Source organism: Brevundimonas sp. GW821-FHT10E09, assembly GCF_058809375.1.
In genome coordinates, this window is the sequence record NZ_JBXASO010000001.1 from 323,374 (window position 1) to 347,559 (window position 24,186).

Genomic DNA, 24,186 nt, shown 5'->3' on the forward strand with positions numbered 1-24,186 from the left:
ACCCCCGCATGTTCTACCTTCTGTATCTCTATTACGCCGACGTCGCGCACCAGTATCCGCTGCTGAACCTGGTCCAGTACCAGACCGTCCGCGCGGCCCTGGCCCTGGCGACGGCGGCCATTGTGGCGGCGGCCATGGGCAGCCGGTTCATCAACTGGATCCGCGCCAAACAGGGCAAGGGCCAGCCGATCCGCGACGACGGTCCGGTGTCCCATCTGTCCAAGGTCGGCACCCCCACCATGGGCGGGCTGATGATCCTGGCGGGCATCGGCGTCGCGGTCTTTCTGTGGGGCGACCTGACCAATCCCTATATCTGGATCGTCTCGGGCGTGACGGCGGCCTTCGGGGTGCTGGGCTTCATCGACGACTACGCCAAGGTGACGAAACAGACCTCGGCCGGCCTGACCTCGAAACAGAAGCTGGCGGCCCAGACGGTGGTGGCGGTGATCGCGGGCGTTCTGACCGTGCTGTGGATGAAGGTCTCGCCGACCTCGCCGGGGCTCGAGACCTCGATCGCCTTCCCCTTCTTCAAGGCCGTGCTGCTGAATATCGGCTGGTTCTATGTGGCCTTCGCCGCCTTCACCATCGTCGGCTTCTCCAACGCCGTGAACCTGACCGACGGTCTGGACGGGCTGGCGACCGTGCCGGTGATGATGGCGGCGGGGGCGTTCGGCCTGATCGCCTATCTGGCCGGCAACTTCGTCTTCGCCCAGTATCTTCAGGTCCACCATGTGCCGGGCGCCGGCGAGTTGGCCATCTTCTGCGCGGCCATGATCGGCGGCGGCGCGGGCTTCCTCTGGTACAACGCCCCTCCGGCCAAGATCTTCATGGGCGACACCGGCTCCCTGGCCCTCGGCGGGGCCCTGGGCGCCATCGCCGTCACGACCAAGCATGAGCTGGTGCTGGGCATCGTCGGCGGCCTGTTCGTGATGGAGGCCGCCTCGGTCATGATCCAGGTCGGCTATTACAAGCTGACCAAGAAACGCATCTTCCTGATGGCCCCGATCCACCACCATTTCGAGAAGATGGGCTGGCCGGAATCGACCGTCGTCATCCGGTTCTGGATCATCGCCGGGGCGCTGGCGCTGGTCGGCCTGTCGACGCTGAAGCTGAGATGAGCGGGCTCCCCCATTCTCCGTCATCCTCGGGCTTGACCCGAGCTTCGTCATCCTCGGGCTTGACCCGAGGATCGGGCGCCGGTCGGGCTGTGCGCCTGGCCGTTCGCACCAGCGGCGGATCCTCCGATCCTCGGGTCGAGCCCGAGGATGACGGGGGGCAGAGATGATCCCCGTTCCCGGTTTCGAGGGCAGGCGGGTCGCGGTCTTCGGCCTGGGACGGTCGGGGATCACGGCCGCGCGCGCGCTCAAGGCCGGGGGCGCCACGCCCATCCTGTGGGACGACGGGGTTTCGGGCCGGCTGCAGGCCCAGGCCGAGGGCTTCATCGTCGAGGATCTGACGGCCGCCGACTGGTCCGGCTTCGCCGCCCTGGTCCTGTCGCCCGGCGCGCCCCTGACCCATCCCAAGCCGCACTGGACCGTGGACAAGGCGCGTGAGGCCGGCGTGCCGGTCGTCGGCGACATCGAACTGTTCGCCCGCGCCATCGCCGTCCTGCCGCAGGGCCAGCGGCCGAAGGTCGTCGCCATCACCGGCACCAACGGCAAGTCCACGACGACGGCCCTGATCGGCTGGGTGCTGCAGCAGGCCGGCCTGACCGTCTATGTCGGCGGCAATATCGGCATCGGCGTCCTGGCCCTGCCCGAGCCGACGCCGGGCGCCGTCTATGTGATCGAGGTCTCCAGCTATCAACTGGACCTGACGACCCGTTTCGCGCCCGACGTGGCGATCCTGACCAACATCAGCCCCGATCACCTGGACCGTCACGGAGGGATGGAGGGCTATGTCGCCGCCAAGCGGCGTATATTCCAGTCGCGAAAGACCGCGCCCTATGTGGGGATTGACGATCCCTACGGCTTCGCCATCTGGCAGGAACTGAAAGCGGAGGGGAGAGCTGTCGATCCTGTCTCGGTCGAGCGGCCGATGGATGACGACCTCGGCATGTATCTGATGGACGATTGGCTGACCTATAATGCGGGCGGTCGTCCCGCCCCCATCGTCGATCTGTCGAAGGCTCGTTCCTTGCCGGGTCGGCATAACGCCCAGAACGCAGCCTTCGCCTTTCTCGCCGTGAATGACATGGGCATTCCCGAGGAGACGGTGGTCAAAGGCCTGCTGACCTTCCCCGGCCTGGCCCATCGGATGGAGGCCGTCGGCCATATCGGCCACGTTCGCTTCATCAATGACTCCAAGGCCACCAACGCCGACGCCGCGCGTCAGGCCCTGGCCTCCTACCCCTCCGTCTTCTGGATTGCGGGCGGCAAGCCCAAGGACGGCGGCATCGACGATCTGACCGACCTCTTTCCGCGCGTGACCAAGGCCTATCTCATTGGGGAGGCGGCCGAAGCCTTCGCCGCCACCCTCGGTGACACGCCCCACGTCATCTCAAAGACCATGGACGCCGCCGTCGCCGCAGCCGCCGCCGACGCCCAGGCTGCGGGCGGCGACCAGATCGTGCTATTGTCGCCCGCCTGCGCCAGTTTCGACCAGTACCCCGACTTCGAGGTGCGGGGCGAGGCGTTCCGCGCCGCCGTGCTGAACCTCGGCGCAACCCCGGAGACAGCCCGATGAGCGCCTCCTACACCCCCGCCTTCTCGCGCAACGACCAGAGCCCGGTCGCCCAGTGGTTCTGGACCGTGGATCGCGGCCTGCTGGGCGCGGCCCTGGCGCTGATGGGCCTGGGGGTGGCGCTCAGCTTCGCCTCCAGCCCGGCCGCCATCCTGGCCGATGAATCGATCACCGATCCCTTCCATTATTCCTGGCGGATGATGGTCTTCTCGGGCGCGGGCCTGACCCTGATGCTGACCAGTTCGCTGCTGTCGCCGCGCGGGGTGCGGCGGATCGCGGTCCTGGCCCTGTTCGGCGCCATTCTGGTGATGATGGCCCTGCCGTTCATCGGCGACACGGTGAAGGGGGCCGCCCGCTGGGTGAACTTCGGCCCGTTCAGCCTGCAACCGTCCGAGTTCGCCAAGCCCGGCCTGATCGTCTTCGCCGCCTGGATGTTCGCCGAGGCGCAGAAGGGGCAGGGGGTGCCCGGCGTCACCATCGCCTTCGGCTTCTACGCCCTGACCGTCTGCCTGCTGCTGATCCAGCCGGACATCGGCCAGACGCTTTTGATCACCACCACCTTCATGGCCGTCTTCTTCATGGCGGGGGTTCCGTTCAAATGGATGGCGGTTCTGGCCAGCGCGGGCATGGCCGGCCTGGTGTCGCTGTATTTCGTGTTCGGCCACATGCGCGACCGCCTGAGCCGCTTCTTCTCGCCCGAGACCACAGACACGCATCAGATCGACAGCGCAGCGGAGGCCATTCGCGCCGGCGGCCTGGTCGGACGCGGCATCGGCGAAGGGGTGATGAAGCGCCATGTTCCCGATCTGCACACCGACTTCATCTATTCGGTCGGCGCCGAGGAGTTCGGCCTGGTGCTGAGCCTGACGATGATCAGCCTGTACGCCTTCATCGTGGTGCGCGGCATGCGTCGGGCCATGAAGCTGACCGATCCGTTCGAACAGACGGCGGCGGCGGGCCTGTTCATGCTGATCGGGCTTCAGGCCTGCATCAATGTGGCGGTGAACCTGAACCTGATCCCGACCAAGGGTATGACCCTGCCCTTCATCAGCTATGGCGGCTCGTCCATGCTGGCCATGGGCCTGACCATGGGCTTCGCCCTGGCCCTGACGCGGCGCCGGCCGGGGGCCTATGAACCGGGGGCCAGCCTGTCGCGACCGGGGCGGCGGCTGCTTTAGACCCCGCCGCCGTCCAGACCCCGCCTTGCCCGGATTGACGAAAGGGCGAGGGTCAGGTTGCGTCCATGGCCGCGCACGGCCATTGTCGGTCGCGAATCCAGTCGCTGCTGCGGCGTGAGAGAAGCGTTCGAGAGTCATGGCCGAACCCGGCGATCCGACAGGCCCAGGGGCCGCGCAAGACGACCACGATCACGACGCCCATGTCGGCTTCGTCTCGCCCGCGTCGCTGGCGGGTCGTCCCAGAGCGCCAGAGCCGCAGCCCGCTGTGTCCAAGCCTTTGGAGCGTGAGCCGGATTTGTTCGACCCGCCGGAACCTGCGCCGGTGTCGCCTGTGTTCGCTGCGGAAGCCCGCCCGGAGCCCAGGCCTGAACCGGGACCTTTCGATCGCACCGAGCCCTTCACCGCTGCGCGGGAAACGCGGTTTTCGGCGGGGCGCGAGCGGGCGGCCAAGGACGCTCAGCCCCCCCGACGCGAACCCGTGGGCCGCAACGCGCCGCAGACCGCGCCCATGAGCCTGTACGCCGTCTATGTGCTGATCCTGCTGGCGGTGCCGACGCTGGGCGTGGCTGCCGTCCTGGCCCTGCTGGCGGTGACGGGCCGCGACGGGCCGCAGGAGCCCGTGGCCGCCAGCCACTTCATCTATCAGCAGCGCACCCTGTGGAGCGCGGCCGTGGCCGTGGTGCTGGGCGCCCTGCTGGTGATCGTCAATATCGGCGTCTTCGTCCTGTTCCTGCTGGCCCTGTGGGTGCTGGCGCGCGGCGTCTTCGGCGTCATGCGGCTGAAGGCCGGACGGCCGATCGACAATCCTCGCACCTGGCTGTTCTGAAAGGACGATCATGACGACCGAGTCGAACTTCACTGCAGGCCAGGAGCCGGAAGGCAAGGTCGCCGCCCTGATCGCCTGGGCCCTGTTCATCCTGTCGATCCCCAGCGCCAATGTGCTGGTTCTGGTCGGACTGGTCGTGTCCTATGTGGCGCGCGGCACGGCCGTGGGCGTGGCGCGCCAGCATATCGAGGCCCAGATCAGCCTGTTCTGGTCGGTCTTCTGGTGGACCATCGCCGCCTGGATCGGCATCGCCGTCAGCGCCCTGGCTTCGGTGTTTCTGGTCGGCATTCCCTTCCTGCTGCTGTTCGTCCTGATCTGGTTCCTGCTCAGCGTCTGGTTCACCGTGAAGAGCGTCCTGGGCCTGATCAATCTGCTGCAGAACCGGCCGATCTGACGCGATCCCGCCGATGGAACATCCCGCCTCCCAAGCTGTTGAAGGCAAAAGGGAGTTGAGTATGGGACCGTTCACGGACGCGACAGATGAGAACCGCTTCGAACAGGAGTTCGACAGCGAGACCGGGCACGGCCGGGTCTGGGCCGACTACGCCGTGCGCGGCGGGGCGCGGATGATCCTGCATGTCGAGGCCGAACAGGGATTGCGCGGCTCGGGCGCGGCCGGCCGTTTCATGCAGTCGATGGCGGAATACGCCCGCGAGAAGGGACTGAAACTGTTTCCGCGTTGCAGCTACGCCGTCGCCTGGCACAAGCGGCATCCCGACTACGACGACGTGCTGGCCTGAAACCTTTCAGCGCGGCCGGGACGCCGCCCCCTCGCGCGAGGGGGCGGCGTCTTCAATTCAGCCGCCCGAATAGCCGCCGATGATGGGCAGGATCTCGCCGGTGATGAAGCTCGACATCTGGGGCGAGGCCAGGAAGACGTAGGCGGGGGCGATTTCCTCGGGCTGGGCCGGGCGTTTCATCACCGTCTGGGCGCCGAACTGCGACGTGGCCTCGGCGTCCTTGTCCGCCGGGTTCAGCGGGGTCCAGACCGGGCCGGGGGCGACCACGTTCACCCGTATACCGCGCGGCGCCAGATGCGTGCCGAGCGAGCGGGCGTAGGCGTGGATGCCGCCCTTGGTCATGGAGTAGTCCAGCAGGGCCTGACTGCCCATCAGGCCGGTGACTGAACCGGTCATGACGATGGCGCCGCCGGACTTCATGTGCGGGACCGCCGCCTTGGTCATGTTGAAATAGCCGTAGAGATTGGTCTTCAGCGTCCGGTCGAAATGCTCGTAGGTCAGGTCCTCGAAGGTGTTGACGTGTTCCTGGAAGGCGGCGTTGGGCACCAGGACGTCCAGGCGGCCGAAGGCGTCCAGCGTGGCCTTGACCGCCGCCTCGGCGAAGGCCGGATCGGCGACGTCGCCCTTCAGGATGACGGCGCGACGGCCCTCGGCCTCGACAGCCGCCTTGGTGGTCTCGGCATCGGCCTCCTCGTCCAGATGGCAGATGACGACGTCGCAGCCCTCGCGGGCGAACAGGACGGCGACCGAACGGCCGATGCCGGAATCGGCGCCGGTGATCAGGGCCGCGAAACCCTCAAGCTTGCCCGAGCCCTTCCAGAAGGGGGCGTCGTACATCGGGGCCGGGTCCAGCGCGGCCTCGTCGCCGGGCTTGGTCTGGTGCTGTTTGGGGAAGGGCGGCGCGGGATAGGGACGGGCGCCGGCCTGGACGCCGCCGGAGGCTTCATCGCCGCCGGACTGCTGGTCCTTGGCGTCGATGTCGCGCTGGATGGCGCGTTCCTGGTCGGCGATGTCGTCGGCGCGGGCGTTGAAGCGGTCGTCCATGACGGGTCTCCTGAAGACTGGGGGGGTCTTCAGGAGAGCGATCCAGGCGGCGAGCCGTTCCCCGTTTTTAGCCGACCCGGCCGACGATGGTGCGGATGGTCTCGGCCCGGGGCGGCAGGTCGGCGGCGAGGCGCGCAGCGATTTCACGCACGCCGACCGGATAGGCGTCGCCGCCCGAGGCGATGTCTTTCGCCTTTTCCGCAGCCTGGGTCAGCAGTTTCTCGAACTGTTCGATCTCCTCCAGGGCCAGGGCGTGGGCTTCGAGCTGGAGGCGTTTGACCCGTTCGGCGTTGCTCTGGGGCGCGCGCATCAGGTCATAGACGGCGGCCTCGGTTCCGACGAGCCGCAGGTCGGGTTTGGAATCGGCGCCGGTTTTCTTGGTCATGGAATCGGGTCCCCAGCAGAGCTGAGGATCGAAAATGGCGGCTGCGCCCCGGCGCGTCGAGCTTGACCGTAGCGGTTATGACGGCGCTGTGGCCGCCATGCATCGGTTTTCGCTGGCTTAAAGCCGGGACCTACAGTTCCGGGGCGCGGGCGGGGACCATGGCCGGGGCTGCGACCGGGGCCAGGACGCCGCCGGCGACCGCCCGCAGGGGCGAGCGCGGCGCGTGCAGGACGGCCGGGTTGACGCTGACGCCGTCCTGAACCGGAGTGACCAGGAAGCCCTTGGCGGCCAGGGCGTCGCCCGAGCGGACGCGCGAGGTCCAGACCGCGATCGGGGCGGCCAGCAGCAGCGGCAAGACGATCGGGGCGAACCAGGTGGCCAGGTCGGGGCGGACGCACAGGGGCAGGATGAAGCCGACGCCGGCCACCATCTGCCAGCGCATGGCGCGGAAGGCGTCGGACCAGGCCAGGCCGTCGGCCTCGCGCTGCTGGGTGGTCCAGCCGGTGTCGTGGCCCGACAGGATCTGGATGAAGGCCTTGGTGTTGGCGACCATCAGGATGGGGGCCAGGATGGCCGACAGGGCGATCTCGGCGGCCATGCCCTTGGCGATGGCGCGACGCCCGCCGAAGGCGCGCAGCTCGGCCGGACGGCTGAGCACCAGGGCGGCGCCCATGAACTTGGGCCCGATCAGCAGCACGCCCGACAGGAAGGAGGCCAGCATGAAGGGGGTGAACTGGGGGTTCAGGATGTAGAAGAAGCTGGTCCAGTCGACCGGATAGAACATCTGGATGAACAGGCCGACCATCAGCGACGCCAGCCACAGGGGCGAGGACAGATAGGCCATGCAGCCCATGGCCAGCTGCAGGCGGCTCATCGGCGACAGGCCCTTGGCGCCGATCAGTCCCAGGTGCTGCAGATTGCCCTGGAACCAGCGGTGGTCGCGGCGGATGAAGTCGGTGATCGACGGCGGGGTCTCTTCCCAGGATCCGTCCAGGGCGGCGGTGACGTGGACGGCCCAGCCCGCACGGCGCATCAGGGCGGCCTCGACGACGTCGTGGCTCATGATGTGGCCGCCGAAGGGCTTGCGACCCTTCAGGTGGGGCAGGCCGCAGCAGGCCGCGAAGGCGCGCGTGCGGATGATGGCGTTGTGGCCCCAGTAGCTGGATTCCGAACCGGTCCAGTAGGCCAGGCCCGCAGCGGCGACACGGCCGTACAGGCGCACCGAATACTGCGACACGCGGGCGAAGATGGTGCGGGCCTTGATGATGACCGGAGCGGTCTGGATCAGACCGACGCCGGGATTGCGCTCCATGGCGTCGACCATGCGCAGCAGGGTCTCGCCGGCCATGGTGCTGTCGGCGTCCAGGACGATCATGTTCTCATAGGCGCCGCCGAACCGACGGACCCATTCGGCCAGGTTGCCGGCCTTGCGCTCGGCGTTGTCCGAGCGGCGGCGGTAGAAGGACTTGCAGCCGGCGGCCAGGCGGAAGGCCTGGAAGACCGAACGTTCGGAGGCCGCGGCCTCTTCCTTGGTCGAATCGCTCAGCACGAAGATGTCGAAGGCCGAGGCGGCGCCCAGGCGGGTCAGCGACTGGTCGATCATCGCCAGACGGGCGAAGGAGGCGCGGGCGTCCTCATTGTACAGCGGCATCAGCAGGGCCGTGCGCGTGCGCGGCAGGGCCGGGTGGGGGGCGAAGGCCAGATCGGCCTGATCCTTGCCGCGCAGCATGACGGCCAGGCCCATCAGGCCGCTGACGAACCAGCAGGAGATGGCGGTGATCAGCAGCATGAAGATGCCGAAGGCCAGCATCTCGGTCGGGTCCCAGCCCTTGCGGGCGTACAGGTAGAAGGGGGTGATGGCGGACAGGCCCGTCAGGGCCACGGTGCCGGCCAGCAGCATCAGGCGGCGCAGGGCGACCGTGCGCGGGGCGGTGGCCGGGGTCGTATCGGCGACGGCGTCGGGCGCGGCCAAGGATTGAACCGGCATGGCCAGCGGCGCCTCGTCAGGCAGCCAGGACCACGACGGCCCTTGAGCCGCCTGGTTCGTCGTCTCGAAATCAGCCTGTTCGACAGGCCGGATCGCCAGCTTGTTCATGCCGCTCTGGACGCCCCCGTGTTGACCGACCCCGCTTCCGAAGGCAGGAAGGGGGCGGCGCGCTGCATTGCAGCACGAGCCCTATAGTCGATCACATTCGCGCGACTTTCAATCACGCAATGTTGATATGGGCAAAAAATATCGGGAATCTTTACCCAGGTTTGACCGCCGGGGCGGCGTCAGGCAGGCGCTGCGGGAATTTCACCGCGTCCTGCAGCAGTTTACGGTCCAGAACCCAGGCCGCGATCCCCACCCAGCACACCAGAACAATGGCGTAGGCGCGCTCCCACCAGCCGACATTGTCGTCGTTGACCGTGCCGGGGAAGACGAGGTGTTTTGTAACAACCGTCAGAATCGCCATGATGACAAAAGTGGCGGCCAGGAAGATTTTCAGCCGGGGCGCGTCCCGGCGCGACGCCAGCCCCCACAGCAGCAGAACCGGCGCCAGCTGGATGCCCAGGGCCAGGTTGATGATCATGTGGCGCGGATCGGGCCAGGGATACAGGGTCGAGGCCGACATGCCCGCCCCGGCCAGGACGAAGACCACGGCGATCACGGCGGCGGCGATCCGCTTTTCCGTCAGGGCGTAGACGGCCAGGCCGAAGCCGATCCCCGCCAGGGCCGCCATCACCCCGGCGACGAAGACCCCGCCGTTGAAGATGATCGGCGCGGGGGCCGTCGCCCCGCCCAGTTCGCTCAGATACTGGGTGGCGTTGTCGAAACCGGGATAGGCGGCGATGGCGGCGGCCACCACCGTCAGGGCCAGCAGCGGTGCGGCCACGCCGATGGCCAGCAGACGCCGGCGGCGGTGATAGCGGGCGGTCGGGCGTCGCAAGGCCGCCAGGTCCACCGGCCAGGGCCGGCCGTCCAGCGGCTTCAGCCCCCACAGGGGGCGGATGGCGGGGATTCGCTTGACGACCTCGAAGACGGCGAAACTGCCCGCGAAGGTGATCAGCAACAGGAACAGGGCTTCCAGCCCGACGGGCAGGCGGGCGGGCCGGATGATCCAGACGGCGGCGACCAGGATGGTCTGGTGCGCCAGATAGAGGGGGAAGGTGGCCTCGGTCAGGTATTTCAGCACCGGTCCGCCGCGCGACCGAAGATGTTTGCTGCCGAAGCCCAGGATGGCGACGATCGTCGCCCACTGGTCCAGGCCATAGACCATGGCCTTGGGCACGCCCCAGAAGGCCCGCCCGCCCGGATGCCAGACCTGGGCCATCATGACCGGCAGGGCGACCGCAGCCAGACCCAGGGCGACCCAGCGATACCGCTCCATGTCGCGCCAGATCGTCTCGCGCCCGACGATGCAGAAGCCGAAGACGAAGGCCCCCAGCGACAGGGCGTGATTGTACCAGTCCCAGTGCAGGATGTTCGTCACCCCGAACCAGGGGAACAGCAGGATGCGGATGGCGATCAGGTAGAGGATCGGCAGGATCAGCACCTGCGGTCCCGCCAGCGCCTTCTCCAGCCACGCGCCCATCTGGTCGATCAGGCCCGGCCGACGCCACAGCAGCACGGTGACGACGCTGTAGGCGGCGATATAGACGATGAACCACAGGTGGTTGACCGGAACCCCGTCGGCCAGGCCGCTCCAACTGAACTCATGCACCATCCAGGCGGCGAAACCCGCCAGGCCGCTGGGCCAGCCGGCCTTGTCCATCGCCTCGATCCACGACTGGATCGGCACCAGGATCACGGCGCCGAACAGCAGGGGCGGGACCAGTCGCGCGAACCGGGCGCGCGCCACCTCGCGCGGACTGCGCCGGAAGGTCATGAACCGCAGCGCCGCCCCGGACACCAGGAACAGCAGGGTCAGCCGCCAGGGATTGGTGATGAGAATGGCTTCGCGCATCCACTCGAAGGTGTGGACGCTGTGCACATGCCAGCCGTAGACCCCGTAGACCAAGCCGACATGATACAGGATCAGCAGGCCAAAGGCCCCGACCCGGATCCAGTCCAGATCATAGCGGCGCGTGGACGAGGGAGCAGAGGGGGGCACGGCCGCGTCTATGATCCGGCGGATCGGTTCAGGCAATACGGCTGATCGTCGAGGCCGTGGTCAGGCCATGGTCTCGGTCAGCCCCAGGGCCTTCAGCGTCGCGGCGATCGAGGCCTCCTGCTCCGCCTGATAGAGCGCCATCTCATCCAGCACCGAACGGCCCAGAGCCTTTTCGAAATCGGCCTTGGCCTGGTCGACGGCATAGGCTTCGCGCACCTCGGCCCCGAGGTTGGACTGGAAGATGCCGGCCGCGCTGACGGGCAGGAAGTCCTCGTAGGTGATCGGCTCCGCGACGACGTGTCCCAGGGCGGTCAGGGCCTCCAGATCGGCGGTCTCGGCGCGGGCCGCCAGGCCCTGGGGCGTCGCGCGATAGCGGAACCAGGCCAGGCCGTCCCGGCGCAGGGCGGCCCAGTCGTCGGGCAGGGCCGAGAAGTCCTTGTTCGCCAGAGCCGCATCGTACAGGGCCCGGCCGACAGGGGTCAGGGCGCAGCCGCGCTGTTCGATCTCGCCGAAGCGGGCGGTGTGGACGCCCTGGGTCGTCCCGTCCGCGTCGGGGAAGGCGATGGCCTCCTGCAGGGCCTTGAAACTGGTCTGGCGCAACAGGATGGCGCAGGCGCGGTCGGGCGGACCCTCAATCGTCTCCTTGGGCGTGATGCCGCGTTCGGGCATGGCGGCCTGGGCGGCGTCGATGTCGAGCGTGCGCGGGGTCAGGTGGTTGATGTGCGGTCCCTTGAAGCTGACCACGTCGGCGATCAAGCGGTGGGCGGCGACCAGCCGCTCATAGGTTGGTGCGCTGACCGTCGCCTGGGCGTGCCAGCGGAAGGTCTCCAGCAGTTCGGACACGAACCGGTCGGCCTGAGCCTCGTCCAGGCCGCCGACGGTCTCGGCCGTTTCGACCAGGGCGCGGGCGCCGGGGGTGAAGATGTCGCGCCGGGCCAGGGCGGCGGCGGCCTCCGCCCTCAGGGCCTCGTCCTCGATCAGCTCCAGCCGCAGCAGGGAGCAGAAGACCCGGAACGGATTGCGCGCCAGGGCCGCCGGATCGACCGGGCGGAAGGCCGTCGAATGGACCGGCACCCCGGCGGGCGCCAGATTGTAGTAGCTGACCGGCGCCATGCCCATGACGGCGAAGGCGCGGGCGATGGTGGCCAGTTCATCGGCCGTGCCGACGCGGATGGCGCCGTGACGTTCTTCGGACAGCCGCGCCAGTTCGCCCGAGGCCGCCAGACGGTCCGCCGCCGCCGGATCGGCCTTCAGAACCCCGGCGTTGACCTCGGCCACCAGGGCCAGAAGTTCGCCGTACTGAGGCACCTCGGCCCGGTACATGGCGGACAGGGCGGCCGAGAAACGGCTGCGAATCTCATCGGGGTGGACGAAGTCGGACATGAGGGGCTCCCTGGACCTTTTCGCCGTTCCCTACGCCTGTCGGCCGCCGACGCCTAGCCGGCGGCCACAGGACATTTCGCCCGATAACGGGGGATCAGGCCTCGACGCCGACCCCGATGGGGCAGACCACGCCGGTGCCGCCGATGCCGCAATAGCCGGCGGGGTTCTTGGCCAGATAGCCCTGGTGATAGGCCTCGGCGTAGAAATACTCGCCCGCCGGTTCGATCTCGGTGGTGATGGTCCCCCGTCCCGCCGCCGTCAGGGCCGCCTGATAGGCGTTGCGCGACGCCTCGGCTTCGGCCTGTTGTTCGTCGTTCAGGGTGTAGATGGCCGAGCGGTAGGTGGTGCCCACGTCATTGCCCTGGCGCATGCCCTGGGTCGGGTCATGGTTCTCCCAGAAGGCCTTCAGCAGTTCGGCGTAGGTGATCACCTTGGGGTCGAACACCACCTTGACCACCTCGGCATGGCCGGTGCGGCCGGTGCAGGTCTCCTCATAGGTCGGATTGGGCGTGATCCCGCCGGAATAGCCGGCCGAGGTCACCCAGACGCCCGGCAGGCTCCAGAAGATCCGCTCCACGCCCCAGAAACAGCCCATGCCGAAGATCGCCGTCTGAAACCCCTCGGGATAGGGGCCCTTCAGCGGATGGCCGCTGACATAATGGACCTCGTTGGTCGCCAGGGGCTCTGCGCGGCCGGGCAGGGCGGTCTCTGCGGTGGGCAGTTCCGCGCTTTTCTTGAACAACATCGGGGCTCCTCGGACGAAAAATGACTTCGACGCCTATATGGGGATGTCAGAGGCGCTTGCCGAGGGGGCGAGTGTGTTCTATCAGGCCCGCCTCCCGCCGGATCGACCTCCGGCGGCGCGCAAGACGTGGCGTGAAACGGACAGGTGGCGGAGTGGTCGATCGCGCACGCTTGGAAAGCGTGTGTAGGTGAAAGCCTACCGAGGGTTCGAATCCCTCTCTGTCCGCCACCCGCGTTGTTTTTAAACAGTTTTTTGGTAGGTGCGGGGGCTTACCCACCAACACGCCCGCCAACGGCTTTGCGCTTGAATTTTGCTTCTCAGGGCTGTTCAGCGCGGTTCATACGCGGTGAGCTGAAGGCGGCGTCTTGAGCAGCCGGTCAGAGCGGGGAGGATATATCGGCGTCACCGACAAGTCTCAAAGGCGCCAGAAGCGAAAGTTGGTCCACGTCTTGATTGCGGCGGCCACCTCGTAGGAGCAAATACACTGCGCTGGCTAGCCGTAGTCAGGCCTGCGGTTGTCAGCTTATCTCCCCTCAGTGTTGCCCAATAGGCTGTCCGGACAGCAGGAATGGCCGCTTTCGTCCTGCAGTATTCCCAGGGCAATCTGACCCTAGCTCACTCGTGGGCGATCGTCGGGCCTTAGGGCCCGAGCGAAATCCCCGCGCACCTGCCCAGTCGAGGACCATTTCTATACGGCCTCGAAGTCTTTTGGCGGTTTCGGTCTTCTTGTTCCAGATCGGCTCCAGAACCCGCATGACATGCGGCAGTTCGATTGCCGCGACATCGAGCTTGCCCATCACTGGGTACGCGTAGTTCTTGAGCGTCGCAGTCCATTGATCGCGGTGCTTGGGATTTTTCCAGCTCGCCTCGTGGGCCGCGATATAGGCCTCCGCAGCGGCCCGGAACGTGTAGCCTACTGTAGGGGTCACCAAGAGCGCCGCGCGCGCCTCCTTCGCGGCCTCAATGGGATCGATGCCTCGCCGAATCAGGTCTCTTGCCTCGCGCGCAGCTTCTCTCGCCATGGCCAGCGTGACGCCAGGATAGCCCCCGAGACCCATCTCCCGCCGTCGAGGGCCGATCATGACGCGGAGAATCCAGGTGCGCCCGCCCGACTTCAAAACCTGCAACGCCAGCCCCGGCACACCGCCGACCGCGTGCAGGCCTGGCTTGGTCAGCCGAGATACCGCCAGAGGCCCCATGAGCTCCGGTAGTTTGGGCACGCCTTCCTCCATCACGCCAAAACGATCAGGAGTGCAGAATCTCACAGAACTATTCGGGCGGGAATCTGGAATGGCTCTCAGGTTGTTCACTGGTGCGCGATTGGACGTTCACGTGAACGAACCCGGTAACCGCTCTGACCCCTGCCACGCCCATGCGGCGAATGGCGACGTTATTCACCGCACGAAATGCGGTGAATATGGCGGAAGCTTTTTGACGAGAAAGGATGCCCTCCATCTCACCCACCATCTCGAGTCGCTAAGGCGAGTTATCCACTAGTCAGGCGGACGAGTGGGGGGGAACCCGTTACACCCACCACCACACCCACCAAAGGTTTTGCGCTTGATGGGAAATAGTCCGAAATCGCCAGAAATCCCTGGCGACGCCTTTTCGAGCTAACGGTACGTTTTTGAACGACGAAAGGTAACGACGGGTAGCTGACGTAAATCGCTAAGAACTTGAAATTGCAGACTCTCTGTCCGCCACGCGTTGCAGCCTGTGAAATACTAGGCTCTGTAGACAGCGGAGTGAGAGCGCCCAGATCCGCACCAAAAACAAGTTTGGGCGAATTTGGGTTCAGCGGATCCCCGCCCCTCCAAAAGAAGCGTGGATTGGGTGTTGCGGATAGGAAGCGCTTGCGGCTGCTTGCAGTCGCCGGCGCCATGGGTCATCCAGAGATCATGTGGAGACCGGATCAGGGCCTGTCGGCCAGAAAACCCACGATCGACGATGTGGCGCGTCTGTCGGGCGTGGGGCGGACGACCGTATCGCGGGTGCTCAACGGCGGGCCGAACGTCCGGGAGCCGGTGCGGCGCAAGGTGCTGGAGGCGGTGCAGACGCTCGACTATCGCGTCAATCCGCAGGCGCGGTCCCTGGCGGGCGGCGGCAGCCGCATGCTGGCGCTGGTTCTCGCATCGGATCTGGATGCGGAGCCCAACTCCTTCTACGCCTCGGCGCTGGAATTGGGGGCGGTGCGGCAATGCCTGCATTCGGGCTTTCAGCTGTTCACGCGCCATGTGCCGCAGGACGATCCCGCAGCAATCCAGCAGGTGATCGACATCGCGCTCAACCAGAGATGCCAAGGGGTGATCCTGACGCCGCCGTTCTCGGACAACGCCGACCTGATCCAGCAATTGAGAGCGAGAGGCGTACACTTGGCCGCCATCTCGCCGGGCGGCGGCGGGCTGGGGCTGGTCGACGCCGTCGGCATCGACGACGAGGCCGGCGGGCACGACATCGCGCGGTATCTGTTGGAGCTTGGCCATCGCCATCTCGCCTATCTCGGCGGCATCGCCGGGCACCTGTCGGCCGAAAGTCGGCTGGACGGCGTGAGGCGGGCGATGCGGGAGATGGGGCTGCCGGACGACGCCCTCACGGTGGAACGCGGGGATTTCACCTTCCGGTCTGGAAGCTTGATCGCCGAGCGAATGCTGGCGCTTTCACCACGTCCCTCGGCGCTGATCTGCGCCAACGACGACATGGCGGCGGGCGCGCTGTCGGTCGCCCATGCGCGCGGCCTCCAGGTGCCGGGCGATGTGTCGATCTCCGGCTTCGACGACACGCCGGTCTCGGCCATCGTCTGGCCGCCCCTGACGACCGTGCATCAGCCGCTGAAGGCCATGGGCGGGGAGGCCGTTCGACTGCTGTCCGAGCGGATCACCGGAGGGGGCGGGGATTGGGCCTTCCGCACCTTGCCCCATTCGGTCGTCGTGCGGGAATCCGCCGGCGCCTGGGAGGCTTAAGACGGTCATCGCTTGACGCCCCGATCTGCGGCGTCATTATGGAAGCGCTTCCAATTAAAGGGCGCGTGCGAGACGCCTGTAGGGAGGGTGGCATGAAACGACGGGATCGGCTGTGGGCGAGCGCCTGCGCCATGGCTTTGGCCACGCTGGCGGCGGCCGGATGCGCATCGGCGCCGGACGGCGGCTGGGTGACGTCGGGCGATCGGTCGCGGCTGCTCACGCCGGAGCGGCTGGTGATGAAAGCAGAGGTCGCCGGCTCCGGGGCGCCGACGATTCTCCTCGACCCCGACGCGCCGCTGCAAACCATGGTCGGCTTCGGCGCCGCCGTGACGGATGCGACCGCCCATCTGATCCAGACTCGAATGACGCCGTCCCAGCGCGACGCCTTGCTGCGTGATCTGTTCGGACGGGAGAACGGCGGCCTCGGGTTCGATTTCACGCGGGTGACGATCGGGGCGTCGGACTTTTCGCTGAACCATTACAGTCTGGCGGACGCCGAGGATCCGTCGCTGGCCGGCTTTTCGGTTGCACCCATGGCGGCTGAGGTCTTTCCGACGGTGCGCCAGGCGCTGGCGATCAATCCCGAGCTCAAGGTCATGGCCACGCCCTGGAGCGCGCCGGGCTGGATGAAGACCACGGGCTCGATGATCCAGGGCGAACTGAAGCCTGAATACTATTCCACCTACGCCGACTATCTGACGCGCTACATCTCGGCTGCGGCCGACGCGGGCGTGCCGACCGACTATATCAGCATCCAGAACGAGCCGGACTTCGAGCCTGACTCCTATCCTGGCATGCGCTGGGGCGCCGAGGGACGGGCGCGGTTCATCGGACGCGACCTGGGGCCCCGGTTGGAGCGGGCGGGTCTTGAGACGAAGATCCTCGACTGGGATCATAACTGGGACAAGCCGGAGCAGCCCCTGGGCGTGCTGAACGACCCTGTGGCGCGGCCCTATGTCTCCGGGGTGGCCTGGCACTGCTACGCGGGCGACGTGGCGGCCCAGTCCCGGGTGTTCGACGCCTATCCTGACAAGGACGTCTTCTTCACCGAGTGCTCGGGGGGCGACTGGGCGTCCGGCTTCAAGGACAGTTTCGTCTGGACGATGAAGTCCCTGATCATCGGTTCGGTCGAGAACCATGCGCGCGGCGTGCTGATGTGGAACATCGCCCTGGACGAGAACCATGGCCCCCACGCCGGCGGATGCAGCGATTGCCGCGGCGTGGTCACGATCGACAGCCGCACGGGCGCGGTTCAGAGGAACCAGGAATACTACGCCTTCGGGCACGCCAGCCGGTTTGTGCGTCAGGGCGCGCGTCGCGTCGCCGTTTCCAAACCGGAGGGGCTTGAGGCGGTCGGTTTCGTCAATCCCGACGGCCGACGGGTGCTGGTGGTCCTCAACGCGTCTGACGTCGAGGCCCGGTTCCAAATCGGCGAAGACCGGCTGCGGGCTGTGGTCGCTCTCCCGCCGGCAAGCGCTGCAACCTACGTGTGGAGCGGACCCCGCTAAAGCTCGTATTGCCAAAGACGAATAAGGCGGTATGGTGTTGGAAGCGCTTCCAATACGGCGCCAAAGAGATGGACGCCGGGCTCAAAGGGCCCGCGCCAAGGGAAACGTGAGGGGAGATCACATGCGCAGCGCATTTGCTGGGTTTCATTCAATTCGTCCGCGCGCGAGCGCGCTTCATCTGACGGCCTCGGCCCTGGCGCTGGCCATGGCGCTGCCGGCGGTCGCCGTCGCCCAGACGGCGTCGCAGACCGAAGACGGCGCGACGGAGGTCGAGGAGATCGTCGTCACCGGGCTGCGGCGCGGCCTGGCGGACTCCATCGCCACCAAACGCCGGGAGACCTCCATCGTCGAGGCGGTCTCCGCGGAGGACATCGGCAAGCTGCCGGACGTCTCGATCGCCGAATCCATCGCCCGTCTGCCGGGGCTGGCGGCGCAGCGTGTCAACGGCCGGGCTCAGGTCATCTCGATCCGCGGCCTGGCGCCGGACTTCACCACCACCTTGCTGAACGGTCGCCAGCAGGCCAGCTCGGGCGACAATCGCGCGGTGGAGTTCGACCAGTATCCGTCCGAGCTGCTGTCGGGCGTGGTGATCTACAAGACGCCGGACGCCGAGGTGTCGGGCATGGGTCTGTCGGGCACGGCCGACCTGCAGACCGTGCGGCCGCTGGCGTTCGGCCAGCGCGCCCTCGCCGTGAACCTGCGCGGAGAGATGACCGAAGGCGACAAGCTGAACGACGACGTCCGCAACTACGGCGGCCGGTTCTCGATCAGCTATATCGATCAATTGGCCGACGGCACGCTGGGCCTGGCCCTCGGTTACGCCCATCTGGATTCTCCCTCCCAGAACAAGCACTACAAGGCCTATGGTTACGAGGCTTTCGGCGGCGCGTGTGAGCCGAGCGCCCCCGGCGCGACCTGCACCGTGGACTCGGTCCAGCCCGACAGCGCCGACACCGCGCTTCTGCTCAACGGCCAGGAAGTGTTCGCCACGTCACGCCTGAACCAGCGGGACGCCGTCATCGGCATCGTGGAATGGCGTCCGAATGATCGGCTGCACTCGATCCTCGATGTCTATTATTCCAAGTTCGAGCAGGAGGAGACGACGCGGGGCGCTCAGTGGTTCTCCAACCCCTATGCTGACGGCGCCTTCTTCACCGACGTCGTGACCGAGGAGCGGGGCGGTTCGCTGTTTGGCCGCAGCGGCACGATCAACAACGCCGTGCCGATCCTGCGCAACGACTACAATACCCGCGAGGACGAGATCTTCTCGATCGGTCTCAATACCGAATATGAGATCAACGACCGGACACGAGTCGTCGCCGATCTGTCCTATTCGAACAATCGTCGCCGTGAGACCATACTCGAGACCTACGCCGGATATGGCCGGGGCGTAGGGGGAGTGACGCCGGCGACGCCGGATGTTGGGCGCACTTTGGACAGTATCGGCTTCACGGTGAACGACGACGGCTATCCGACCTATTCGGAAGGTCTGGACTATTCCGACGCCTCTCAGGTGACCCTTGGCGACCGCGCGCCCTGGGGCGGTTGGGGGCATGACGGCGCCATCCGCTTCCCGGACGTGGAGGAGAGCATCACCTCGACGGATCTGAAGATCCAGCGCGACATGGACGGCTTCTTCAACACCTTCACCGCCGGCGTCAACTACGCCAAGCGCGAGAAGTCCAAGCGCGTCGACGACTATGATCTGTTCCTCAAGAACGGCCGCCAGCAGGTCTATGTCGACGCCCAATATCTGGAAACCCCGGTCTCCTTGGCTTGGGCGGGCTTTGGAGACGTCCTCGCGGTCGACATGAGTCGGGCGCTCGACGTCTATTACGACCGCGCCCCGATCCTCGACGCCAACTATTTCGACAAGAACTGGGACATCGAGGAAGAGGTCACCACGGCCTTCGTTAAACTCGACTTCGAGGGCGGAAATTGGCGCGGCAATGTGGGCATGCAGGCCGTGGTCCAGAACCAGGAATCGACCGGCGTCGTCATCAACGGCACGGAGCCGGGCGCACCCATCGATCCGATTTCGGTGACGAAGGGCGCCGAATATCTGGATATCCTGCCGAGCTTCAATCTGATCTACGACCTGGGCAGCGGCCATCGGCTTCGCTTCGCGGCGTCTCGCACCATGGCGCGGCCGCGGATGGACGAGATGCGGGCGAACGTGACGCCGGGCTTCAACTCTCTGGTCTGCTCGGGTCAGCCTTGTCCGCCGGGATCGACCGTCAATCCGTGGTCGGCGTCCGGCGGCAATCCGGAACTTGAGCCGTGGCGCGCCAACGCCTTCGACCTTGCCTACGAATGGTACGTCGATTCGACGACCTATCTGTCGATCGCCGGATTCTACAAGGATCTGGAGACCTACATCTACACCCAGAACGGCACGTTTGATTTCACCGGCATCCCCTTGCCATCTACGGCGTCTTCGATCCCGGCCGACGTCATCGTCAGCCCCATTGGTCAGATCAGTCTTCCGGCCAATGGCGACGGCGGCACCGTGCAGGGGCTGGAAGTCAGCGGCGCACTGAACTTCGGCACCGTCTGGGAGCCGCTGGACGGGCTGGGCGTGCTTGGCAGCATTTCCTTTACCGAGTCGGATTTGAACCCGGCGCCGGACGGCCAGAATGTGCGTATCCCGGGCCTGTCGGGCACGGTCTATAATATGACCGCCTATTATGAGCGCGGCGGCTTCCAGGCGCGGATCAGCAAGCGCTTCCGCGAAGCCTTCAAGGGCGAGGTCGTGCAGTTGTTCGCCACGCGCGGCTACACCGAGATCCTGGATGACGAACAGATCGACGCCCAGGTCGGCTACACCTTCGAACAGGGGCCGCTGGAAGGCCTGGGCGTGCTGTTCCAGGTCAACAACCTGACCAACTCGCCCTACCGGACCCGCCTGGGACTGGACAGCGGCGGCACGACCACGGCGGACGGCGGTTCGCTGCCCGAAACCTATGAAGAGTACGGCCGGCAGTTCCTGTTCGGCGTCAACTACCGGTTCTAGGGCGTCACTCTCCTAGCCCTTAGCCTCCGGGGCGAGGCGGCCATGCCGTCTCGCCCTCTTTTTTTGATCGATACCTGTAACCGAGAGACGGCCATGACCTTCCGCAAGACCAAGCTTCTCCCGCTGCTGCTGCTGGCCGGATGCGCCCTGGCGCCGATGAGCGCCGCCGCCCAGCAGGAGCGGACGGATTGGCCGGCCCTGACTGCGGCCTATGCGCCCGACGCCGCGATGGAGGCGCGGATCGCCCGCATCGTCGCCGGCATGACCCTGGCGCAGAAGGTGGGTCAGATGACCCAGCCGGACGTCCGCTACATCACGCCGGAAGAGGTGACGCAGTATTATATCGGCTCGGTTCTGAACGGCGGCGGCGCCTGGCCGGCCATGAACAAACATGCGACCGTCGCGGAGTGGGCCGCCCTGTCGGACCGCTATCATGACGCCGCTCTCGCCGCAGACATGACGGTGAAGATTCCGCTGATCTGGGGCACGGACGCCGTCCATGGCCACAACAACGTCTCCGGCGCGACGCTCTTTCCGCACAACATCGGCCTGGGCGCCGCCCATGATCCCCAACTGATCGAGCGGATCGGCCGGGCCACCGCGCGGCAGGTGCGGGCCACCGGCATCACCTGGGTCTTCGCCCCGACCCTGGCGGTGGGCGAGAACCGCCGCTGGGGCCGCACCTATGAGAGCTATTCCAGCGATCCTCAGCTGGTCGCCGAATACGGCGAGGCCCTGGTGCGCGGGCTGCAAGGGAATCTGACCGGCGACGGCGACGTGGTCGCCACGGCCAAACACTATATGGGCGACGGCGGCACCTTCAACGGCCAGGACCAGGGCGAGGCCCGTGCGAGCCTCAGCGAGATGATCAATCGCCACGGCGCCGGCTATTATTCGACCATCGAGGCCGGCGTGCAGACCGTCATGGCCTCCTACAGCAGCTGGAACGACGTCGCCGCCGGTCATGACTACGGCAAGATGCACGGCAGCCGCGAGATGCTGACCGACGTGCTGAAGGACCGACTGGGCTTCGACGGTCTGGTCGTGTCCGATTGGAACGGGATCGAGCAGGTCCCCGGCTGCACCAAGGCCGAATGCGCCCAGGCGATCAACGCCGGCATCGACATGATCATGGTCCCCGAGGACTGGAAGGCCTTCATCGGCAATACCATCGCCGACGTCGAAGCCGGGCGCATCCCGATGTCCCGCATCGACGACGCCGTGACCCGGATCCTGCGGGTCAAGATGCGCTCCGGCCTGTTCGACCGTGCGCCGTCGGAAAGCCGCTACAACGGGCAGGCCTCGGCCGTGGCCGCGACCGATCTGGCGCGCGAGGCGGTGCGCAAGTCGGTCGTCCTGCTGAAGAACAACGACCGCGCCCTGCCGCTGGTCCAGGGCGAGAAGATCCTGGTCGTGGGCGACAGCGCCGACAGCCTGTCCAACCAGACCGGCGGCTGGTCCCTGACCTGGCAGGGGAACGAGAACGTCAACGGCGACTTCGCCACCGGCGCCACCCTGTTGCAGGCTCTCACAGCGCAGTTCGGCGCGGACAACATCGTCTATTCCAGAGACGCCGTCGGCGTGGACGTGACCCGGTTCGCCAAGGTCGTGGTCGTGCTGGGCGAGACGCCCTATGCCGAATATCACGGGGATGTCCGCTTCCCCGCCCCGGTCCAGTACAGCCATCGTCGCCCCAACGACCTGGCGCTGCTGTACGCGGTCTCGGGCAAGGGGGTGCCGGTGGTCTCGGTGCTGTATTCGGGCCGGCCGGCCTACGCCAACGACCTGATCAATCTGTCGGACGCCTTCGTCGCGGCCTTCCTGCCCGGCACCGAGGGCGCGGGGCTGGCCGATGTGCTCTCGGGCGGTCGTTACGACTTCGCCGGGCGGCTGTCCTTCGCCTGGCCCGGTTCGGCCTGCAGCACCGGCGAACATGCGGGCGACGTGGTGCAGTTCGCGCGGGGCTTCGGACTCAGCTACGCCCGGCCCGCGACGACGGGTGAACTGCCCTTGCCGACCACCCCCGGCGTCTGCGACGCTGTCGACTGACAGCGTTTTGGGGGCGGATGTGCGGCAACTGAAGACAATCCTGATCGTCGGCGGCGGTTCCGCCGGCTGGATGGCCGCCGCCCTGTTCTCCAAACTGTTCAAGGGGCTTTATGACATCACCCTGATCGAGTCCGAGGCCATCGGCACGATCGGGGTGGGCGAGGCGACGATCCCGGCGATCAAGACGTTCAACGAACTGATCGGCCTGGACGAGAACGACTTCATGCGCCGCACTCAGGCCAGCTTCAAACTGGGCATCCAGTTCGTCGACTGGGACCGGGTCGGATCAAGCTATATCCATGGCTTCGGCGTGATCGGCCGGGATCTGAAATGGCTGCGCTGCCATCAGCACTGGCTGAAGATGCGGGCTGAGGGGAAGGTGTCCGACCTCGCCGCCTATTCGATCAATACGGCGGCGGCCCTGCAGAACCGCTTCATGCGCGCCGACCCGAAACGACCGGGCTCGCCGCTGGGCCATATCGCCCACGCCTTCCATTTCGACGCCGGCCTCTACGCCAAATATCTGCGCGGGATGTCCGAGGCGGCGGGCGTGCGCCGTCGCGAAGGCAAGGTCGTCTCGGTCCAACTCAGGCCCGAGGACGGGTTTGTGGACTCTGTCACGCTTGAGGATGGAGCGGTCGTATCGGCCGACCTGTTCATCGACTGTTCGGGGTTCCGCGGTCTGATCATCGAGCAGGCGATGAAGACCGGGTACGAGGACTGGTCGCACTGGCTGCCGTGCGACCGGGCGATGGCCGTGCCCTGCGCGCGGACCGAGCCCTTTACGCCCTATACCCGCTCGACCGCCCGCCCGGCCGGCTGGCAGTGGCGTATTCCGCTGCAGCACCGCACGGGCAACGGGCACGTCTATTCCAGCCGCCATATGGACGACGGAGAGGCCGAACAAATCCTGCTGTCGAACCTGGACGGCGCCCAGATGGCGGAACCGAACCGCATCCGTTTCGTCGCCGGCAAGCGTCGTCAGATCTGGAACCGCAACTGCGTGGCGGCGGGCCTGGCCTCCGGTTTTCTCGAGCCGTTGGAATCGACCAGCCTGCACCTGATCCAATCCGTGCTGATCCGGCTGGTGCGCCTGATGCCGGACGCCGGTTTCGATCCGGCGACCATCGCCGAGTTCAATCGTCAGACCGATTTCGAATACGAGCGGATCCGCGACTTCATCATCCTGCACTACAAGGCGACGGAACGCGACGACACGCCGTTCTGGCGCTATTGCCGCGACATGGATGTCCCTGTGACGCTGGAGCGGAAGATCGACCTGTTCCGCGCCAACGGCCGGATATTCCGCGAAGACGACGAACTGTTCGCCGAGGAAAGCTGGATACAGGTGCTGCTGGGGCAGGGGATAACCCCGGCCGGCTATGACCCGCTCGTCGATGTGACGCCGGAACCGGACATTGAGCGGTACCTGGCGGATGTGGAGACCGTCATAGGCAAGTGCGTCGCCCTGATGCCGTCTCATGCGGACTATGTCGCCAGGGCGTGTCCGGCTGCGTGAAGGGCGCGCTGTCGCTTGCCTCGCATTGGGAATACGGACTGCCGCGATCCCTTGAGAACG

Annotated in this window: 18 protein-coding genes and 1 tRNA gene; 12 read left to right on the forward strand and 7 right to left on the reverse strand. The window is 66.6% G+C overall.

What is annotated here, in order from left to right; genetic code table 11:
* Window positions 1-8 precede the first annotated feature (8 nt).
* The 6 genes from mraY (at window position 9) to AC1RSI_RS01570 (ending at window position 5,426) form a co-directional block, all read left to right on the forward strand.
* Window positions 9-1,118 (forward strand): phospho-N-acetylmuramoyl-pentapeptide-transferase, encoded by a 1,110-nt coding sequence (gene mraY, locus AC1RSI_RS01545; protein WP_154725431.1) that lies wholly within the window; start codon window positions 9-11, stop codon window positions 1,116-1,118.
* Window positions 1,119-1,281: 163 nt separating this feature from the next.
* Window positions 1,282-2,685, forward strand: a complete 1,404-nt coding sequence (gene murD, locus AC1RSI_RS01550; protein WP_154725430.1) for a UDP-N-acetylmuramoyl-L-alanine--D-glutamate ligase — start codon at window positions 1,282-1,284, stop codon at window positions 2,683-2,685.
* Window positions 2,682-3,860, forward strand: a complete 1,179-nt coding sequence (locus tag AC1RSI_RS01555) for a peptidoglycan glycosyltransferase FtsW (protein ID WP_154725429.1) — start codon at window positions 2,682-2,684, stop codon at window positions 3,858-3,860. The genes murD and AC1RSI_RS01555 overlap by 4 nt, the downstream gene beginning before the upstream one ends.
* A 136-nt stretch (window positions 3,861-3,996) precedes the next feature.
* Entirely contained in the window at window positions 3,997-4,686 is a 690-nt protein-coding gene (locus tag AC1RSI_RS01560; protein WP_154725428.1) for a DUF4870 family protein, read from the forward strand.
* Window positions 4,687-4,696: 10 nt separating this feature from the next.
* Entirely contained in the window at window positions 4,697-5,080 is a 384-nt protein-coding gene (locus AC1RSI_RS01565; RefSeq protein WP_154725427.1) for a hypothetical protein, read from the forward strand.
* A gap of 61 nt (window positions 5,081-5,141) precedes the next feature.
* Window positions 5,142-5,426 carry a GNAT family N-acetyltransferase gene (locus tag AC1RSI_RS01570; protein WP_035309610.1) on the forward strand — a complete coding sequence of 95 codons (285 nt, stop codon included), beginning with the start codon at window positions 5,142-5,144 and terminating at the stop codon, window positions 5,424-5,426.
* 57 nt (window positions 5,427-5,483) lie between these two features.
* Here AC1RSI_RS01570 and AC1RSI_RS01575 read toward each other — a convergent pair whose 3' ends face one another.
* From AC1RSI_RS01575 to msrA, 6 genes are all read right to left on the reverse strand, one after another.
* Entirely contained in the window at window positions 5,484-6,470 is a 987-nt protein-coding gene (locus tag AC1RSI_RS01575; RefSeq protein WP_154725426.1) for an SDR family oxidoreductase, read from the reverse strand.
* A 67-nt stretch (window positions 6,471-6,537) separates the two neighbouring features.
* On the reverse strand, window positions 6,538-6,855 hold the full coding sequence (locus AC1RSI_RS01580; protein WP_008263590.1) for a hypothetical protein: 318 nt from the start codon (window positions 6,853-6,855) through the stop codon (window positions 6,538-6,540).
* Window positions 6,856-6,985: 130 nt separating this feature from the next.
* Window positions 6,986-8,950, reverse strand: a complete 1,965-nt coding sequence (gene mdoH / locus AC1RSI_RS01585) for a glucans biosynthesis glucosyltransferase MdoH (RefSeq protein WP_008262960.1) — start codon at window positions 8,948-8,950, stop codon at window positions 6,986-6,988.
* Between the two features lie 151 nt (window positions 8,951-9,101).
* Entirely contained in the window at window positions 9,102-10,949 is a 1,848-nt protein-coding gene (locus AC1RSI_RS01590) for an acyltransferase family protein (RefSeq protein ID WP_447941434.1), read from the reverse strand.
* 60 nt (window positions 10,950-11,009) lie between these two features.
* Complete coding sequence (gene hglS, locus AC1RSI_RS01595) at window positions 11,010-12,332, reverse strand: 2-oxoadipate dioxygenase/decarboxylase HglS (protein WP_154726009.1); 1,323 nt, start codon at window positions 12,330-12,332, stop codon at window positions 11,010-11,012.
* A 94-nt stretch (window positions 12,333-12,426) separates the two neighbouring features.
* A complete protein-coding gene (msrA, locus tag AC1RSI_RS01600; RefSeq protein WP_154726010.1) occupies window positions 12,427-13,077 on the reverse strand; it encodes a peptide-methionine (S)-S-oxide reductase MsrA in 651 nt (216 codons plus the stop codon).
* 138 nt (window positions 13,078-13,215) lie between these two features.
* Here msrA and AC1RSI_RS01605 point away from each other — a divergent pair.
* Window positions 13,216-13,305: transfer RNA gene (locus tag AC1RSI_RS01605), tRNA-Ser, on the forward strand.
* Between the two features lie 305 nt (window positions 13,306-13,610).
* Here AC1RSI_RS01605 and AC1RSI_RS01610 read toward each other — a convergent pair.
* Window positions 13,611-14,387 (reverse strand): tyrosine-type recombinase/integrase, encoded by a 777-nt coding sequence (locus tag AC1RSI_RS01610; RefSeq protein ID WP_492322686.1) that lies wholly within the window; start codon window positions 14,385-14,387, stop codon window positions 13,611-13,613.
* A 570-nt stretch (window positions 14,388-14,957) separates the two neighbouring features.
* Between AC1RSI_RS01610 and AC1RSI_RS01615 the strand changes: the two genes are divergently transcribed.
* The 5 genes from AC1RSI_RS01615 to AC1RSI_RS01635 all read left to right on the forward strand — a co-directional run bounded on the left by AC1RSI_RS01615 (window position 14,958) and on the right by AC1RSI_RS01635 (window position 24,126).
* Window positions 14,958-16,037, forward strand: coding sequence for a LacI family DNA-binding transcriptional regulator (locus AC1RSI_RS01615; protein ID WP_154725392.1), 1,080 nt, complete (start codon window positions 14,958-14,960; stop codon window positions 16,035-16,037).
* A 92-nt stretch (window positions 16,038-16,129) separates the two neighbouring features.
* Window positions 16,130-17,545, forward strand: a complete 1,416-nt coding sequence (locus AC1RSI_RS01620) for a glycoside hydrolase family 30 protein (RefSeq protein ID WP_154725384.1) — start codon at window positions 16,130-16,132, stop codon at window positions 17,543-17,545.
* Between the two features lie 121 nt (window positions 17,546-17,666).
* Window positions 17,667-20,558 (forward strand): TonB-dependent receptor, encoded by a 2,892-nt coding sequence (locus AC1RSI_RS01625; protein WP_154725383.1) that lies wholly within the window; start codon window positions 17,667-17,669, stop codon window positions 20,556-20,558.
* A gap of 93 nt (window positions 20,559-20,651) precedes the next feature.
* On the forward strand, window positions 20,652-22,607 hold the full coding sequence (locus AC1RSI_RS01630) for a glycoside hydrolase family 3 protein (protein ID WP_492322687.1): 1,956 nt from the start codon (window positions 20,652-20,654) through the stop codon (window positions 22,605-22,607).
* Between the two features lie 19 nt (window positions 22,608-22,626).
* A complete protein-coding gene (locus AC1RSI_RS01635; RefSeq protein WP_154725381.1) occupies window positions 22,627-24,126 on the forward strand; it encodes a tryptophan halogenase family protein in 1,500 nt (499 codons plus the stop codon).
* The last annotated feature ends 60 nt before the right edge of the window (window positions 24,127-24,186 follow it).